Raw genomic sequence first — 14,622 nt, forward strand, 5'->3', positions numbered from 1 at the left:
GAAAACAGCTATTTATGCTGTAGGACTTTCGCCATTTCTCTTCGGAAAAGGCCGTCCGTCACATCCCTGTCACCTCCCTGACTTAATCTCGCCAGCACTTACCTCCTCTCCCTCTATATAGAAGGCCAGTGCCGCCATGCCCCGCGTTTCCACCGTCAGCGAACGAGATATCTGGTGTCGAACCATCAGCCTGTTTCTCATCGGCTTCGTTTGCTACGCCCTGCCCTGGTCGGTATTCGCCGCTCTGCCCCTGGCCCCGGACAACACGCCGGTGCTGCGCATCCAGGGCTCCAACACCATTGGCGCTCGGCTGGGCCCGGCGCTGGTCAAGGGGTTGATGGAGGAACAGGGGGTGCGTGACATCAGGATCGCCGCCAGTGGCCGCGACAATGAACAACAGGTAGTGGGGCAAACTACCCAGGGCCGCCCCGTGCGAGTGGACGTCGCCGCCCATGGCTCGAGCACCGGCTTTACCGCCCTGAAAACCGCCCGGGCCGACCTGGCCGCCGCTTCGCGACCGATCAAGGACAGTGAACTGGTGGACCTTGAAAGCCTCGGTGACCTGAAAAGCCCCAGCGCCGAGCAGGTGATCGCCATTGATGGGCTGGCAATCATCCTGCATCCGCACAACCCGCTGAACCAACTCAACACCGAACAATTGGCCCGGCTGTTCAGCGGCGAAACCAAGACCTGGGAAGAGCTGGGCGGCGTGGGCGGCGCGGTGCACCTCTACGCCCGGGATGACCAGTCCGGCACCTACGACACCTTCAAGGAACTGGTGCTCAGCCATCGCGGCAAGACCCTGAGCGCCAGCGCCAAGCGTTTCGAATCCAGCGAGCAGCTGTCCGACGCCGTCAGTCACGACCCGCAGGGCATCGGTTTCATCGGCCTGCCCTATGTGCGCCAAGCCAAGGCGGTGGCCATCGTCGACGGTGACTCGCAGCCGATGCTGCCACTCAACAGCCTGATCGCCACCGAGGATTACCCGCTATCACGGCGCCTGTACCTGTACCTGCCGCCCAATGGGCAGAATCCCTGGGCCGATGCCCTGGTGAGTTTCGCCCAGAGCGCCAAAGGCCAGGCCATCGTCGCAGCCAACGGTTTTATCGCCCAGACCGTGCAGGCCATGCGCGTTGTTCCCAGCCCACAGATGCCCGAGGCTTACCAGGCGCTGACCCGCCAGGCACAACGCCTGACGGTCAACTTTCGTTTTGAGGAAGGCAGCGCCAGCCTGGACAACAAGGCCCGCCAGGACCTCAACCGAGTCCTTGACTACCTGCGCCAGCACGACAAGATGAACCGCCAGGTAACCCTGGCCGGTTTTGGCGACCCCAAGGATGACCCGGCGCGCGCGGCGCTGCTGTCCAAGCTGCGGGCCATGGCGGTGCGCCGGGAACTGGTGAAGAGCGGCGTGGTATTTCGCGAGATTCGCGGTTTCGGCGCCGAGCTGCCGGTAGCGGCCAACAGCGCCGACGAGGGGCGGATCAAGAACCGCCGCGTGGAAGTCTGGGTCTACTGAACCATTGACCGGCCTGCCGTCGAACAGGCCGGCTGCATGCCCCTCAATGCCCGCCGCGCATCAGCTCTTTGGGCACATATTTGCCGATCTCGTACTTGCCGATCGCCGCACGGTGCACTTCATCCGGGCCGTCGGCCAGGCGCAGGGTGCGCTGCATCGCATACATGTAGGCCAGCGGGAAGTCGTTGGAAACCCCGGCCCCGCCGTGCATCTGGATCGCCCGGTCGATCACCCGCAGGGCCACGTTCGGCGCCACCACCTTGATCTGGGCAATCTCGCTCTTGGCCACCTTGTTGCCCACGGTGTCCATCATGTATGCGGCCTTCAGCGTCAGCAGCCGGGCCATGTCGATTTCCATCCGCGAGTCGGCGATCTTGTCGATGTTGCCGCCCAGGCGCGCCAGCGGCTTGCCAAACGCGGTGCGGTTCACCGAACGCTTGCACATCAGTTCCAGGGCCCGCTCGGCCATGCCGATGGAGCGCATGCAGTGGTGGATCCGACCCGGGCCAAGGCGACCCTGGGCAATCTCGAAACCACGGCCCTCCCCCAGCAGCACGTTCTCGTAGGGCACGCGGACGTTGTCGAACAGCACTTCGGCATGACCATGTGGCGCATCGTCGTAGCCGAACACCGGCAATGGACGAACAATCTTCACCCCGGGGGTATCCACCGGCACCAGGATCATCGAGTGCTGCTGGTGGCGCGGCGCATCGGGGTTGCTCAGGCCCATGAAGATCAGGATCTTGCAGCGCGGATCGCAGGCGCCCGAGGTCCACCACTTCTTGCCGTTGATCACCCACTGATCGCCCTCGCGCACGGCACGGGCCGCCATGTTGGTGGCATCGGACGAGGCCACATCCGGCTCGGTCATGGCGAAGGCGGAACGGATCTCACCGCGCAGCAGCGGTTCCAGCCAGCGCTGTTTCTGCTCTTCGCTGGCATAGCGCACCAGCACTTCCATATTCCCGGTGTCCGGCGCCGAGCAATTGAAAGGCTCGGGGCCCAGCAGCGAACGGCCCATGATTTCCGCCAGGGGTGCATATTCAAGGTTGCTCAGGCCAGCGCCCAGTTCCGACTCAGGCAGAAACAAATTCCACAGACCTTCAGCCTTGGCCTTGAGTTTCAGCTCTTCCATGATGGCGGTCGGTTGCCAGCGATCGCCTTCGGCAACCTGGCGCTCGAAGACCGCTTCAGCCGGATAAACATAGGCATCCATGAACGCGGTGACGCGCTCACGCAGTTCCTGAACCTTGGGGGAATAGGCGAATTCCATGGGCAGTTCTACCTTTGTGAAGAACGGGTGTTGGGGGACTGAAATCGATGCTAGATCAGCTACGAAAATTTACCTAGCCTATTCTCGGCGTGTATTAACATTCATCACCGATATATGATCGGCTGATTCCGAAGGCTTCCGAGCCCCTTCCACAGGCCCTAACAATAAGAGTGCAGCGCCATGAATCTGAGCAAGGTCGACCTCAACCTCTTCATCGTTTTCGATGCGATCTACACCGAAGCCAACCTGACCCGCGCCGGGCAGATCGTCGGCATCACTCAGCCAGCGGTGTCCAACGCCCTGGCGCGGTTGCGTGAGACCTTCAACGACCCGCTGTTCGTGCGCACCGCCCAGGGCATGGTGCCCACGCCCATGGCGCAGAACATCATCGGCCCGGTGCGCAACGCCCTGTCGCTGCTGCGGGTTTCAGTACAGGAAAGTCGGATTTTCAACCCCCTGCAAGCAGTCAAGACGTACCGCATCAGCATGACCGACCTCACCGAAGCCGTGATCCTGCCTCCGCTGTTCCAGCGCCTGCGGCGCCTGGCCCCGACGGTGATCATCGAGAGCTTTCTCTCCAAGCGCCGGGAAACCACCAAGGAACTGGCGGCCGGGCGCCTGGACTTCGCCGTCGACGCACCGCTCAATACCGACCCGCAGGTCCGTCACGTCAAGCTGATGGAAGACCGCTACGTGTGCGCCATGCGCAAGGGCCACCCGCTGGCGGGCAAGGAAAAGTTCAGCCTGGATGACTACCTGTCGCTGACCCACATCCATATCTCCAGCCGTCGCAGCGGCCTTGGGCACGTCGACCTGGCCCTGGGCAAGATGGGCATCCAGCGCAAGATCGCCCTGCGCTCCCAGCATTACCTGATGGCCTCCCAGGTATTGCAGCAGACCGACATGGTCATGACCGTGCCGGAACGCTTTGCCCGCCGCCACGAACTGCATGCATTCAATTTGCCGGTCAACGACGTGCCGCCCGTGGAAACCCACCTCTATTGGCACGAAAGCACCGACCAGGACCCGGCCAACCGCTGGATGCGCGAGCAGATGATCGAGCTCTGCCAGCAGGTCACGGCTTACGAAAAGAAGCTCGACCAGCAGACAGCCTGACCCCCCTCGCCGGCAAGCCTTCACTGCAGGAGCCGGCTTGCCGGCGAACGGGATCGGCTCGGACTGCTTGACGTATACGTAAACCTGCCTTTAGCTTAGCGCCAAGCCCCATCTTGAGCGCCTCCATGAGCAGCCAGACCTACAGCATTTCCGACCTCGCTCGCGAGCTCGACATCACCACCCGAGCCATCCGTTTCTACGAAGAGCAAGGCCTTCTGGCCCCCGAGCGCCGTGGCCAGGAGCGCATCTACTCGCCTCGGGACAAGGTCAGCCTGAAACTGATCCTGCGCGGCAAGCGCATCGGCTTTTCCCTGGCGGAATGCCGCGAACTGATCGAGCTCTACGACCCGAGCAGCGGCAACCTGAAGCAGTTGCACAGCATGCTGGCGAAAATCGCCGAGCGCCGCGAACAGCTCGAACAGCAGTTGCTCGACATCGAGCAGATGAAACTGGAACTGGACACCGCCGAAGAGCGCTGCACCCAGGCCCTGGAACAGACCATCCAGAATCAGCAAAGCACGGCCCAATAATCATCGGGACACCCGCGCCCCAGCGCCGGCATCCACCCCCTCATTGATAAGAAGGTGAACCTGAATGTCACTCCCCAGCCATGTACGCCTGATCGAAGTCGGCCCTCGCGACGGCCTGCAGAATGAAGCCCAACCCATCAGCGTCGAGGACAAGGTGCACTTGGTGGATGCCCTGACCGCTGCCGGCCTGGGCTATATAGAAGTCGGCAGTTTCGTCTCGCCCAAGTGGGTGCCGCAGATGGCCGGCTCGGCCGAGGTCTTTGCCCGCATCCAGCGCAAGCCCGGGGTGGTCTACGGTGCGCTGGCGCCGAACCTGCGGGGTTTCGAGGACGCCCTGGCGGCGGGCGTCAAGGAAGTGGCCGTGTTCGCCGCCGCCTCGGAAGCCTTCTCCCAGCGCAACATCAATTGCTCCATCCGCGAAAGCCTGGAGCGTTTCGTACCGATCATGGACGCAGCCCAACAGCACGGGATCAGCGTACGCGGCTACGTGTCCTGTGTACTGGGCTGCCCCTATGAAGGCGAAGTGGCTCCAGAGCAAGTCGCCCTGGTCGCCCGCGAGCTATATGCCATGGGCTGCTACGAGGTCTCCCTGGGTGACACCATTGGCACCGGCACCGCCGGCGCCACCCGCCGCATGTTCGAGGTGGTAGGCGCCCAGGTGCCGCGGGAAAAACTCGCCGGGCACTTCCACGACACCTATGGCCAGGCCCTGGCCAACGTCTACGCCAGCCTGCTGGAGGGCATTGCGGTGTTCGACAGCTCGATCGCCGGGCTCGGCGGCTGCCCTTATGCCAAGGGCGCCAGCGGCAACGTCGCCACCGAAGACGTGCTCTACCTGCTCAACGGCCTGGGGATTCATACCGGTATCGACATGGACCGCCTGATCGACGCCGGCCGACAGATCTGCAACGTGCTGGGGCGCCCTACGGGTTCCCGCGTAGCCAAGGCGCGTAACGCCGGTTGAGACAATGTGCGGCCGGGTGTTACCGGCCACTCTGATCTGGGGCGGGAACGAGTAACACGGAAACAGTTTGTCGATTTTCTTGTGCCACAGATTGTCCTACGAAAACATCAAGCCATTGATTTTAAAGGATTTTAAAAAGTTGGCACGGCTTCTGCTATCTCTATGGCATAACAAGAATAAAAAGCAGCAAACCTAATAAAAATAAGACGTAACGACTCTGAGATAACAAAAACAACACGGCAGAGACGCAGCTAACAGATTTTTTTGGAGAAGGTGCAGTGTGCAGGAGGGCTTGCAAGAGCCACCCGCAACCGGTCAGAGAACAATAAAACTACCCTGAGGTAGCTCCCGAACTGGTTGGATCGCCCTGGCGACACATTGAATCAGCGCTCAAAAAAATACGTTTGCTCTTGATCCCGGATGGGGATCGCCAAAAACAGCGGTAAAGGGCAACGGTTGCCAAAAACAACAATAGACCGCCCCTCAATAATAAAAAAAGAGCACGCAACGACAAATTAAAGGGGAGCTTCGGCTCCCCTTTGTGCTTTCTGTCATTCAGCTTTCCTGCCCATAAAGCGTGCACCGTGGCCGATGCACGCTCTATCTGTGGTCACCCCCTGGCGATGCGCTCGTGCAACTCCTCGATGCTGATCTCGCGCATGCGGAACTTCTGGATCTTGCCGGTCACGGTCATCGGAAACTCTTCAACGAACTTGAAGTAACGCGGCGTCTTGAAGTGGGCGATACGCTCCTTGCACCAGGTCTGCAGCTCCAGCTCATTGGCCGAATGGCCGGGGTGGAACTTGATCCAGGCGACGATCTCCTCGCCGTACCTGTCGCAGGGGATGCCGATTACCTGCACATCGGCCACCGCAGGATGGGTGAAGAAGAACTCCTCCAGCTCGCGCGGGTAAATGTTTTCCCCCCCGCGAATGATCATGTCCTTGTTGCGCCCGGCGATGCACACATAACCCTGCTCGTTCATGGTCGCCAGGTCACCGGTGTGCATCCAGCCAGCCTGGTCGAGGGATTCGCGGGTGCCCTGAGGGTTGTTCCAATAGCCAAGCATGACGCTGTAACCCCGGGTGCACAGTTCACCAATGGTGCCTCGCGGCACTACATTGCCGGCCTCATCGATGATCTTGCTCTCCAGGTGCGGCTGGGTCCGGCCCACCGTGGTAACGCGCAATTCCAGATCATCATCCGGCCCGGTCTGCAACGACACCGGGCTGGTTTCAGTCATGCCGTAGGCGATCTGCACTTCGCTCATGTGCATGTCGCTGATCACCCGGCGCATCACCTCGATCGGGCAAGTGGCCCCGGCCATGATCCCGGTGCGCAGGCTCGACAAGTCGAACTCGCCTCGCTGAGGCTGATCGAGCATGGCGATAAACATCGTGGGCACGCCGTACAGGCCGGTAGCGCGCTCTTCGGCCACTGCAGTCAAGGTCAGCAGCGGATCAAAAGCATCGTTGGGATAGATCATGGTGGTGCCGTGGGTCACGCAACCCAGGTTGCCCATGACCATGCCGAAGCAGTGGTACAGCGGCACCGGGATCACCAATCGGTCCGCCGCCGTCAGGCCAAGGCTCTCGCCCACCATGTAACCGTTGTTGAGGATGTTGTAGTGGCTCAGGGTCGCGCCCTTGGGAAACCCGGTGGTGCCGGAGGTGTACTGGATATTCACCGGTTGGTCGAAATCCAGGCCGTCCTGACGCGCCCGCAACTGCTCGGCAGTGGCGCCTTTAGCCAACGCCGAAAACTGCGACCAGGGCAGGAAGCCCGACGGCGGCTGTGCATCCAGGCTGATCACGCCGCGCAGTTCCGGCAGGCGTTCGCTGTGCAGTTGACCGATGGATTGCTCCGCCAATTCGGGGATCAGCCCCTGCAACATGCCGTGGTAGTCGGAGGTCTTGAAGGCGCCGGCACAGATCAGCCACTGGCAGCCGGACTGTTTGAGCACATATTCCAGTTCGGCACTGCGATAAGCCGGATTGATGTTCACCAGGATCACGCCGATCTTGGCGCTGGCGAATTGTGCGATGCACCACTGGGCGCAGTTGGGGGCCCAGATCCCCAGGCGATCGCCGGTCTTCAGCCCCAGGGCCAGCAACGCCCGGGCATGCAGGTCGACCGTCTCGCGCAGTTGCTGCCAGGTGTAACGCAGCTGCTGGTGGCGCACCACCAGGGCCTCGCCCTGAGGATAGGCGGCGACGGTGTTATCGAAAGCCTGGCCGATGGTCAGCGCCAGTAACGGCTTGTCTTGCGTACCACGGGTGTAACTGCGATCCGGCTGGAAACCCGAGTGTTCCATGACGACCCCTATTGTCTTTATTAGTGGGTGTTCAGGAGCCTGGCCGATGGTGCGAAAAAGCCTGGCTCCAATCGAAAGCCTCGCTACTCTGGCGCAAGTTGACGTTTACGTAAAGGGCGATTGACAGCCATCGGTCGCAGGTTTACGTTAACGTAAAGGTGAGAGGCGGGCCGCGCCGTTCTCGACATCCTATTCCCTCGATAAAAACAAGTTTGAAGGTGCCCCGCCATGAGTTACCCGACCCTGAACTTCGCCCTCGGTGAAACCATCGACATGCTGCGCCAACAGGTCCAGGCCTTCGTCAAGGCGGAACTGGCTCCACGGGCCGCCCAGATCGATGTCGACAACCTGTTCCCTGCTGACATGTGGCGCAAATTCGGTGACATGGGCCTCTTGGGCATCACCGTGCCGGAAGAGTACGGCGGCGCTGGCCTGGGCTACCTGGCCCACGTGGTGGCCATGGAAGAGATCAGCCGCGGCTCGGCTTCGGTGGCCCTGTCCTACGGCGCGCACTCCAACCTCTGCGTGAACCAGATCAACCGCAACGGCAACCACGAGCAGAAGAGCAAGTACCTGCCCAAGCTGATCAGCGGCGAGCACATCGGTGCCCTGGCCATGAGCGAGCCCAACGCCGGCTCCGACGTGGTGTCGATGAAGCTGCGGGCCGACAAGCGCGGCGACCGCTTCGTGCTCAACGGCAGCAAGACCTGGATCACCAACGGCCCCGACGCCAACACCTATGTGATCTACGCCAAGACCGACCTGGAGAAAGGCCCCCACGGCATCACCGCCTTCATCGTCGAGCGCGACTGGAAGGGCTTCAGCCGCAGCAACAAGTTCGACAAGCTGGGCATGCGCGGCTCCAACACCTGCGAGCTGTTCTTCGATGATGTGGAAGTACCGGAGGAAAACATCCTCGGTGTGCTCAATGGTGGCGTCAAAGTCCTGATGAGCGGCCTCGACTACGAGCGCGTGGTGCTCTCCGGCGGCCCGACCGGGATCATGCAGGCTTGCATGGACCTGGTGGTGCCCTATATCCACGACCGCAAGCAGTTCGGCCAGAGCATCGGTGAATTCCAGCTGATCCAGGGCAAGATCGCCGACATGTACACCCAGCTCAACGCCAGCCGCGCCTACCTGTATGCGGTGGCACAGGCCTGCGAGCGCGGCGAAACCACCCGCAAGGACGCCGCCGGGGTGATTCTCTACAGCGCCGAGCGCGCGACGCAGATGGCCCTCGACGCGATCCAGATCCTCGGTGGCAACGGCTACATCAATGAATTCCCCGCCGGCCGCCTGCTGCGTGACGCCAAGCTCTACGAGATCGGTGCCGGCACCAGCGAGATCCGTCGCATGCTGATCGGTCGCGAACTGTTCAACGAAACCAAGTAAGAGCAGCCGCACGTTGCGAGCTACAAGCGGCAAGCCACAACTGCCGTAACACCGACTTACTCTTGCAGCTTGAAGCTTATGGCTTCGAGCTGCGCTGGGAGCCCCGATGATTGTGAAGTCTCAGCTCAACCCGAAATCACCCGAGTTCGCGCAGAACGCTGCCAGCATGCTGGCCCAGGTCGACGCCTTGCACAGCCTGCTCGCCCAGGTCCAGCAAGGCGGCGGCGCCAAGGCCCAGGAGCGCCACACCTCACGGGGCAAGCTGCTGCCCCGGGAGCGGATCAACCGTCTGCTCGACCCCGGCTCGCCGTTCCTTGAAATCAGCGCCCTGGCCGCCTACGAGGTCTACGGCGAAGACGTACCCGCTGCCGGTGTGATCGCTGGGATCGGCCGGGTGGAAGGCGTCGAATGCATGATCGTGGCCAACGACGCCACGGTGAAAGGCGGCTCCTACTATCCGCTGACCGTGAAAAAACACCTGCGCGCGCAAACCATCGCCCAGCAGAACCGCCTGCCCTGCATCTACCTAGTGGACTCTGGCGGTGCCAACCTGCCGCGCCAGGACGAAGTGTTCCCGGACCGCGAGCACTTCGGGCGAATCTTCTTCAACCAGGCCAACATGAGCGCCCAGGGCATCCCGCAGATTGCCGTGGTCATGGGCTCCTGCACCGCCGGTGGCGCCTACGTGCCGGCCATGGCCGACGAGGCCATCATGGTCCGGGAGCAGGCCACCATCTTTCTCGCCGGCCCGCCCCTGGTAAAAGCCGCCACCGGCGAAGTGGTGAGCGCCGAAGACCTCGGCGGCGCCGACGTGCACTGCAAGGTTTCCGGGGTCGCCGACCACTACGCGGAAAGCGACGAACACGCCCTGGCCCTGGCTCGACGCAGCGTGGCCAACCTCAATTGGCACAAACAGGGCCAGTTGCAACAACGCACGCCCATTGCCCCGCTCTACGCCCGCGACGAACTCTACGGCGTGGTGCCGGCCGACCCCAAGCAGCCTTTCGATGTACGCGAAATCATTGCCCGCCTGGTGGACGGCTCGGTCTTCGATGAGTTCAAGGCCCTGTTCGGCACCACCCTGGTCTGCGGTTTCGCTCACCTGCACGGTTACCCGGTGGCCATTCTCGCCAACAACGGCATCCTCTTCGCCGAAGCCGCACAAAAAGGTGCGCACTTCATCGAACTGGCCTGCCAGCGCGGGATTCCGCTGCTGTTCCTGCAGAACATCACCGGTTTCATGGTCGGGCAGAAATACGAAGCCGGCGGCATCGCCAAGCACGGCGCCAAGCTGGTGACCGCCGTGGCCTGCGCCCAGGTGCCGAAGTTCACGGTGATCATCGGCGGCAGTTTTGGCGCCGGTAACTACGGCATGTGCGGCCGCGCCTATGACCCACGCTTCTTGTGGATGTGGCCCAACGCGCGGATTGGCGTGATGGGCGCTGAACAGGCCGCCGGGGTGCTGGTGCAAGTCAAGCGCGAACAGGCAGAGCGCGGCGGGCACAGCTTCGACGCCGCCCAGGAAGCCCAGATCAAGCAGCCGATCCTCGACCAGTACGAGCATCAGGGGCACCCGTATTACTCCAGTGCGCGACTCTGGGACGACGGCGTCATCGACCCGGCGCAAACCCGTGACGTACTGGCCCTGGCCCTGTCCGCCGCCCTCAACGCCCCCATCGAACAGAGCCGCTTCGGCGTGTTCCGCATGTAATCCTGCGCGAGAAGAACATGAGCGACTTCAATACCCTGGAACTGCTGCGCGACCCTCGAGGCTTCGCCACCCTGTGGCTCAGCCGCGAAGACAAGAACAACGCCTTCAACGCCGAAATGATCCGTGAACTGATCCTCGCCCTGGATCAGGTGCAAGGCGACCCGAGCTTGCGTTTCCTCCTGCTGCGCGGACGCGGCCGGCATTTCAGCGCCGGTGCCGACCTGGCCTGGATGCAGCAATCGGCCGCGCTCGACTACCACACCAACCTCGACGACGCCCGCGAACTGGCGGAGCTGATGTACAACCTGGCCAAGTTGAAGATCCCGACCCTGGCCGTGGTGCAAGGCGCGGCCTTCGGCGGCGCCCTGGGCCTGATCAGTTGCTGCGACATGGCGATCGGTTCCGACGATGCCCAGTTCTGCCTGTCGGAAGTCCGTATTGGCCTGGCACCGGCGGTCATCAGCCCATTCGTGGTGCAGGCCATCGGCGAACGGGCGGCCCGACGCTATGCCCTCACCGCCGAACGTTTCGGCGGCCAGCGTGCACGGGAAATCGGCTTGCTGGCAGAGAGCTACCCGGCTGCCGAGCTGGATCAGCAGGTCGAGCATTGGGTCGACAACCTGCTGCTCAACAGCCCTCAGGCCATGCGCGCCAGCAAGGACCTGCTGCGGGAAGTGGGCAATGGCGCCCTGACCACCGCCCTGCGTCGCTACTGCGAAAACGCCATCGCCCGCATCCGGGTCAGCGCTGAAGGCCAGGAAGGCCTGCGGGCGTTCCTGGAAAAACGCCCGCCCAGCTGGCAGGCCGAGACCACGTCCAAGGAGTCCCGTTGATGAGCGCCCCTGTTCTAGACACCCTGCTGGTGGCCAACCGCGGTGAAATCGCCTGCCGGGTGATGCGCACCGCCAAAGCCCTGGGCCTGACCACCGTGGCCGTGCACAGCGCTACCGACCGTGACGCCCGGCACAGCCGCGAAGCGGATATCCGCGTGGACCTGGGGGGCAGCAAGGCCGCCGACAGTTACCTGCAGATCGACAAGCTGATTGCTGCCGCCCGGGCCAGCGGCGCCCAGGCCATCCATCCCGGTTATGGCTTTCTCTCGGAAAACGCCGGTTTCGCTCGGGCCATTGAGGCCGCCGGGCTGATTTTCCTCGGCCCGCCCGCCTCGGCCATCGATGCCATGGGCAGCAAGTCGGCGGCCAAGGCGCTGATGGAAACCGCCGGTGTGCCCCTGGTGCCGGGCTATCACGGTGAAGCCCAGGACCTGGAAACCTTCCGTGCCGCCGCCGAACGCATTGGCTACCCGGTGCTGCTCAAGGCCACCGCCGGGGGGGGCGGCAAAGGCATGAAAGTCGTCGAGGACGTCAGCCAACTGGCCGAAGCCCTGGCCTCGGCCCAGCGCGAAGCCCAGTCGTCCTTCGGCGACTCGCGAATGCTGGTGGAAAAGTACCTGCTCAAGCCGCGGCACGTGGAGATCCAGGTGTTCGCCGACCAGCACGGCAACTGCCTGTACCTCAACGAACGGGACTGCTCGATCCAGCGCCGCCACCAAAAGGTGGTCGAGGAAGCCCCCGCTCCGGGCCTCAGCCCCGAGCTGCGCAAGGCCATGGGCGAAGCCGCGGTGCGCGCGGCCCAGGCTATCGGCTATGTGGGCGCGGGCACTGTGGAGTTTCTCCTCGATGCCCGCGGCGAATTCTTCTTCATGGAAATGAACACCCGATTGCAGGTGGAACATCCGGTCACCGAGGCCATCACCGGCCTCGACCTGGTGGCCTGGCAGATCCGTGTGGCACGAGGTGAAGCCCTGCCCATCAGCCAGGAACAAGTGCCCCTACGCGGGCATGCGATCGAAGTGCGGCTGTACGCTGAAGATCCCGCCAACGACTTTCTTCCGGCCACCGGGCGCCTTGAGCTGTATCGCGAATCCGCCGCTGGCCCGGGGCGGCGGGTGGACAGCGGCGTCGAGGAAGGCGATAGCGTTTCGCCCTTCTACGACCCGATGCTGGGCAAGTTGATCGCCTGGGGCGAGGACCGCGAGCAGGCGCGCCTGCGCCTGTTGAGCATGCTCGACGAGTTCGCCATCGGTGGCCTGAAAACCAACCTGGCGTTCCTACGGCGCATCATTGCCCATCCGGCATTCGCCGAGGCGCAACTGGATACCGGATTTATCCCACGCTATCAGGAGCAATTACTGCCAGCGCCGAGCGAACTCAGTACGGATTTCTGGCACGCGGCGGCCCAGGCCTTTGCTCAAAGCCAGCCGCAGCGGACGCGCAGCGACGATCCGCAATCGCCTTGGTCGGCGGTCAACGGCTGGCGCAGCGGCCTGCCAGCGCAAACCAGCCTGCACCTGAGCTGCGCCGGGCAGGACCGGGCTATCAGTCTCGGGGCTCCCACCTGCGCCTTTCAGTTGCAAGGCGAACAGCTGTGGGTCGAACAACAGGGGCTGCGTCGTGAACACCGCGCCATTCGCCGTGGCGAAACCCTGTACCTGCACTGGCAGGGCGACATGCACAGCATCACCGCCTACGACCCGATTGCCGCGGCCGATGCCAGCCACAGCCAGCATGGCGGGCTCACGGCCCCCATGAACGGCAGCATCGTGCGGGTGCTGGTCAGCGTCGGGCAAAGCGTCGAAGCTGGTGCGCAATTGGTGGTACTGGAAGCGATGAAGATGGAGCACAGCATCCGCGCGCCCCAGGCCGGGATCATCAAGGCGCTGTACTGCCAGGAAGGCGAAATGGTCAGCGAAGGCAGTGCGTTGGTGGAGTTGGAATAAACGTCGGCAAGGCAGTAGCCATCTCCGGCCCTTCGGGGCCCGGAGGCGGCCCTGTCAGCATCAGGTCGATATCAAGTTCCAGCCAAGCCTGCGTTGACTGCGCCAACGATCGGGCCAATCGCAAAGCGAAGTCTTCAATACGGAAAGAAAGATGCGTGGCACAGGCATGAAACCTGCGCCGTGAATTGGCAGAAGAGGGATAACTGCATCGGTTTAAACTGCCGCCTTTCCTACATGGGAGGTAAGAAAGGGCTTGGCCGTTAGTTAAAACTTCGCAGTTGCTTGTACGACTACACCAATAACCCGGCACTCATCGCTGTAGAGCATCTTCGGATAAGTAGGATTGAGTGGTACCAGATAACGCTGACCGCCCTCTTGTACCAACTTGCGGAAGATCGCCTCGTCATTCCCGGGACACTGCACGACCAGCAACTTCCCAGGCTCGGCAGCAACGGCCGGGTCCACCAGGATCAGCATGCCCTGGCTGATGCTCAGGCCGCTTGGCGCGATCATCGCGTCACCGACCACCAACAACCAGAAGGCGGCCCCCTGTGCCTGATAATCGGACAGTTCATAACGCTCGGGCACATAGGCCGATTGGCCATTTTCGCGAACTTCCCCGGCAATCCGCCAATCACTGACCGGGTACCGGAAGTACGGGTTGTACTTGTGCTGCAGGGAAGGCTCATCCACCAGGGGTTCGCCGTCATCACCGAGCATGGGTTTCTCGCGGACCACCAGGGCGACTTCAAGAAAGCCCATGCCGATCTCTTCCAGCACTCGGTTCATGTCTTCGATCTTCGGTTGGCGACGCTTGCTCAACCAGTGACCGATGCCCCCTTGAGACATGCCCAGACGCTCAGCGAGCTTTTCCTGTGTGACCTTGCGGCCTTTCATGTTGGCTTTGACCAACTCGATCCATTTGTCCATGGGCTGAACAATACGTTGTGTATTTCTCGCCTCAACACACAACTTGTAGTATTTGAAATTTCGTCACAATTACAATGCGTACTAATATCGCTTT

The 14,622-nt window shown here is 62.3% G+C and carries 11 protein-coding genes; 8 read left to right on the top strand and 3 right to left on the bottom strand.

Annotated elements, in window-relative coordinates:
* Positions 1-136 precede the first annotated feature (136 nt).
* Positions 137-1,519: a substrate-binding domain-containing protein gene (locus tag LXM55_RS20440; protein WP_233322039.1), complete on the top strand. Its 1,383-nt coding sequence runs from the start codon at positions 137-139 to the stop codon at positions 1,517-1,519.
* 43 nt (positions 1,520-1,562) lie between these two features.
* Here the strand turns inward: LXM55_RS20440 and LXM55_RS20445 are convergent, their stop codons facing one another.
* Positions 1,563-2,792, bottom strand: coding sequence for an acyl-CoA dehydrogenase (locus tag LXM55_RS20445; protein WP_233322040.1), 1,230 nt, complete (start codon positions 2,790-2,792; stop codon positions 1,563-1,565).
* 180 nt (positions 2,793-2,972) lie between these two features.
* On the opposite strand from LXM55_RS20445, the gene LXM55_RS20450 reads away from it, so the two are divergent.
* The 3 genes from LXM55_RS20450 (at position 2,973) to LXM55_RS20460 (ending at position 5,402) form a co-directional block, all read left to right on the top strand.
* Positions 2,973-3,908, top strand: a complete 936-nt coding sequence (locus LXM55_RS20450) for a LysR family transcriptional regulator (protein WP_072452706.1) — start codon at positions 2,973-2,975, stop codon at positions 3,906-3,908.
* A gap of 125 nt (positions 3,909-4,033) precedes the next feature.
* Positions 4,034-4,438 carry a MerR family transcriptional regulator gene (locus tag LXM55_RS20455; protein ID WP_233322041.1) on the top strand — a complete coding sequence of 135 codons (405 nt, stop codon included), beginning with the start codon at positions 4,034-4,036 and terminating at the stop codon, positions 4,436-4,438.
* Between the two features lie 64 nt (positions 4,439-4,502).
* Entirely contained in the window at positions 4,503-5,402 is a 900-nt protein-coding gene (locus LXM55_RS20460) for a hydroxymethylglutaryl-CoA lyase (protein ID WP_233322042.1), read from the top strand.
* A 610-nt stretch (positions 5,403-6,012) separates the two neighbouring features.
* Here LXM55_RS20460 and LXM55_RS20465 read toward each other — a convergent pair.
* Complete coding sequence (locus tag LXM55_RS20465) at positions 6,013-7,716, bottom strand: AMP-binding protein (protein WP_233322043.1); 1,704 nt, start codon at positions 7,714-7,716, stop codon at positions 6,013-6,015.
* Between the two features lie 228 nt (positions 7,717-7,944).
* Between LXM55_RS20465 and LXM55_RS20470 the strand changes: the two genes are divergently transcribed.
* The 4 genes from LXM55_RS20470 (at position 7,945) to LXM55_RS20485 (ending at position 13,598) form a co-directional block, all read left to right on the top strand.
* Positions 7,945-9,108 carry an isovaleryl-CoA dehydrogenase gene (locus LXM55_RS20470; protein WP_233322044.1) on the top strand — a complete coding sequence of 388 codons (1,164 nt, stop codon included), beginning with the start codon at positions 7,945-7,947 and terminating at the stop codon, positions 9,106-9,108.
* A 106-nt stretch (positions 9,109-9,214) separates the two neighbouring features.
* The gene (locus LXM55_RS20475; RefSeq protein ID WP_233322045.1) at positions 9,215-10,819 is read left to right on the top strand and encodes a carboxyl transferase domain-containing protein; all 1,605 of its coding nucleotides are present in this window, start codon (positions 9,215-9,217) and stop codon (positions 10,817-10,819) included.
* 17 nt (positions 10,820-10,836) lie between these two features.
* Positions 10,837-11,652 (top strand): gamma-carboxygeranoyl-CoA hydratase, encoded by an 816-nt coding sequence (locus LXM55_RS20480; protein ID WP_233322046.1) that lies wholly within the window; start codon positions 10,837-10,839, stop codon positions 11,650-11,652.
* Positions 11,652-13,598 carry an acetyl/propionyl/methylcrotonyl-CoA carboxylase subunit alpha gene (locus LXM55_RS20485; protein WP_233322047.1) on the top strand — a complete coding sequence of 649 codons (1,947 nt, stop codon included), beginning with the start codon at positions 11,652-11,654 and terminating at the stop codon, positions 13,596-13,598. The genes LXM55_RS20480 and LXM55_RS20485 overlap by 1 nt, the downstream gene beginning before the upstream one ends.
* Before the next feature lie 264 nt (positions 13,599-13,862).
* Here the strand turns inward: LXM55_RS20485 and LXM55_RS20490 are convergent, their stop codons facing one another.
* Entirely contained in the window at positions 13,863-14,528 is a 666-nt protein-coding gene (locus tag LXM55_RS20490; RefSeq protein ID WP_233322048.1) for a LexA family protein, read from the bottom strand.
* Positions 14,529-14,622: the final 94 nt, after the last annotated feature.

Source organism: Pseudomonas sp. Au-Pse12, from assembly GCF_021341665.1.
In the GTDB taxonomy this organism is placed as follows: Bacteria; Pseudomonadota; Gammaproteobacteria; order Pseudomonadales; family Pseudomonadaceae; genus Aquipseudomonas.

Bases quoted from the DNA above. Each gene is read 5' to 3' on its own strand.
- LXM55_RS20440 (WP_233322039.1), top strand. From the start codon at position 137: ATGCCCCGCGTTTCCACCGTCAGCGAACGAGATATCTGGTGTCGAACC.
- LXM55_RS20445 (WP_233322040.1), bottom strand. From the start codon at position 2,792: ATGGAATTCGCCTATTCCCCCAAGGTTCAGGAACTGCGTGAGCGCGTC.
- LXM55_RS20450 (WP_072452706.1), top strand. From the start codon at position 2,973: ATGAATCTGAGCAAGGTCGACCTCAACCTCTTCATCGTTTTCGATGCG.
- LXM55_RS20455 (WP_233322041.1), top strand. From the start codon at position 4,034: ATGAGCAGCCAGACCTACAGCATTTCCGACCTCGCTCGCGAGCTCGAC.
- LXM55_RS20460 (WP_233322042.1), top strand. From the start codon at position 4,503: ATGTCACTCCCCAGCCATGTACGCCTGATCGAAGTCGGCCCTCGCGAC.
- LXM55_RS20465 (WP_233322043.1), bottom strand. From the start codon at position 7,716: ATGGAACACTCGGGTTTCCAGCCGGATCGCAGTTACACCCGTGGTACG.
- LXM55_RS20470 (WP_233322044.1), top strand. From the start codon at position 7,945: ATGAGTTACCCGACCCTGAACTTCGCCCTCGGTGAAACCATCGACATG.
- LXM55_RS20475 (WP_233322045.1), top strand. From the start codon at position 9,215: ATGATTGTGAAGTCTCAGCTCAACCCGAAATCACCCGAGTTCGCGCAG.
- LXM55_RS20480 (WP_233322046.1), top strand. From the start codon at position 10,837: ATGAGCGACTTCAATACCCTGGAACTGCTGCGCGACCCTCGAGGCTTC.
- LXM55_RS20485 (WP_233322047.1), top strand. From the start codon at position 11,652: ATGAGCGCCCCTGTTCTAGACACCCTGCTGGTGGCCAACCGCGGTGAA.
- LXM55_RS20490 (WP_233322048.1), bottom strand. From the start codon at position 14,528: ATGGACAAATGGATCGAGTTGGTCAAAGCCAACATGAAAGGCCGCAAG.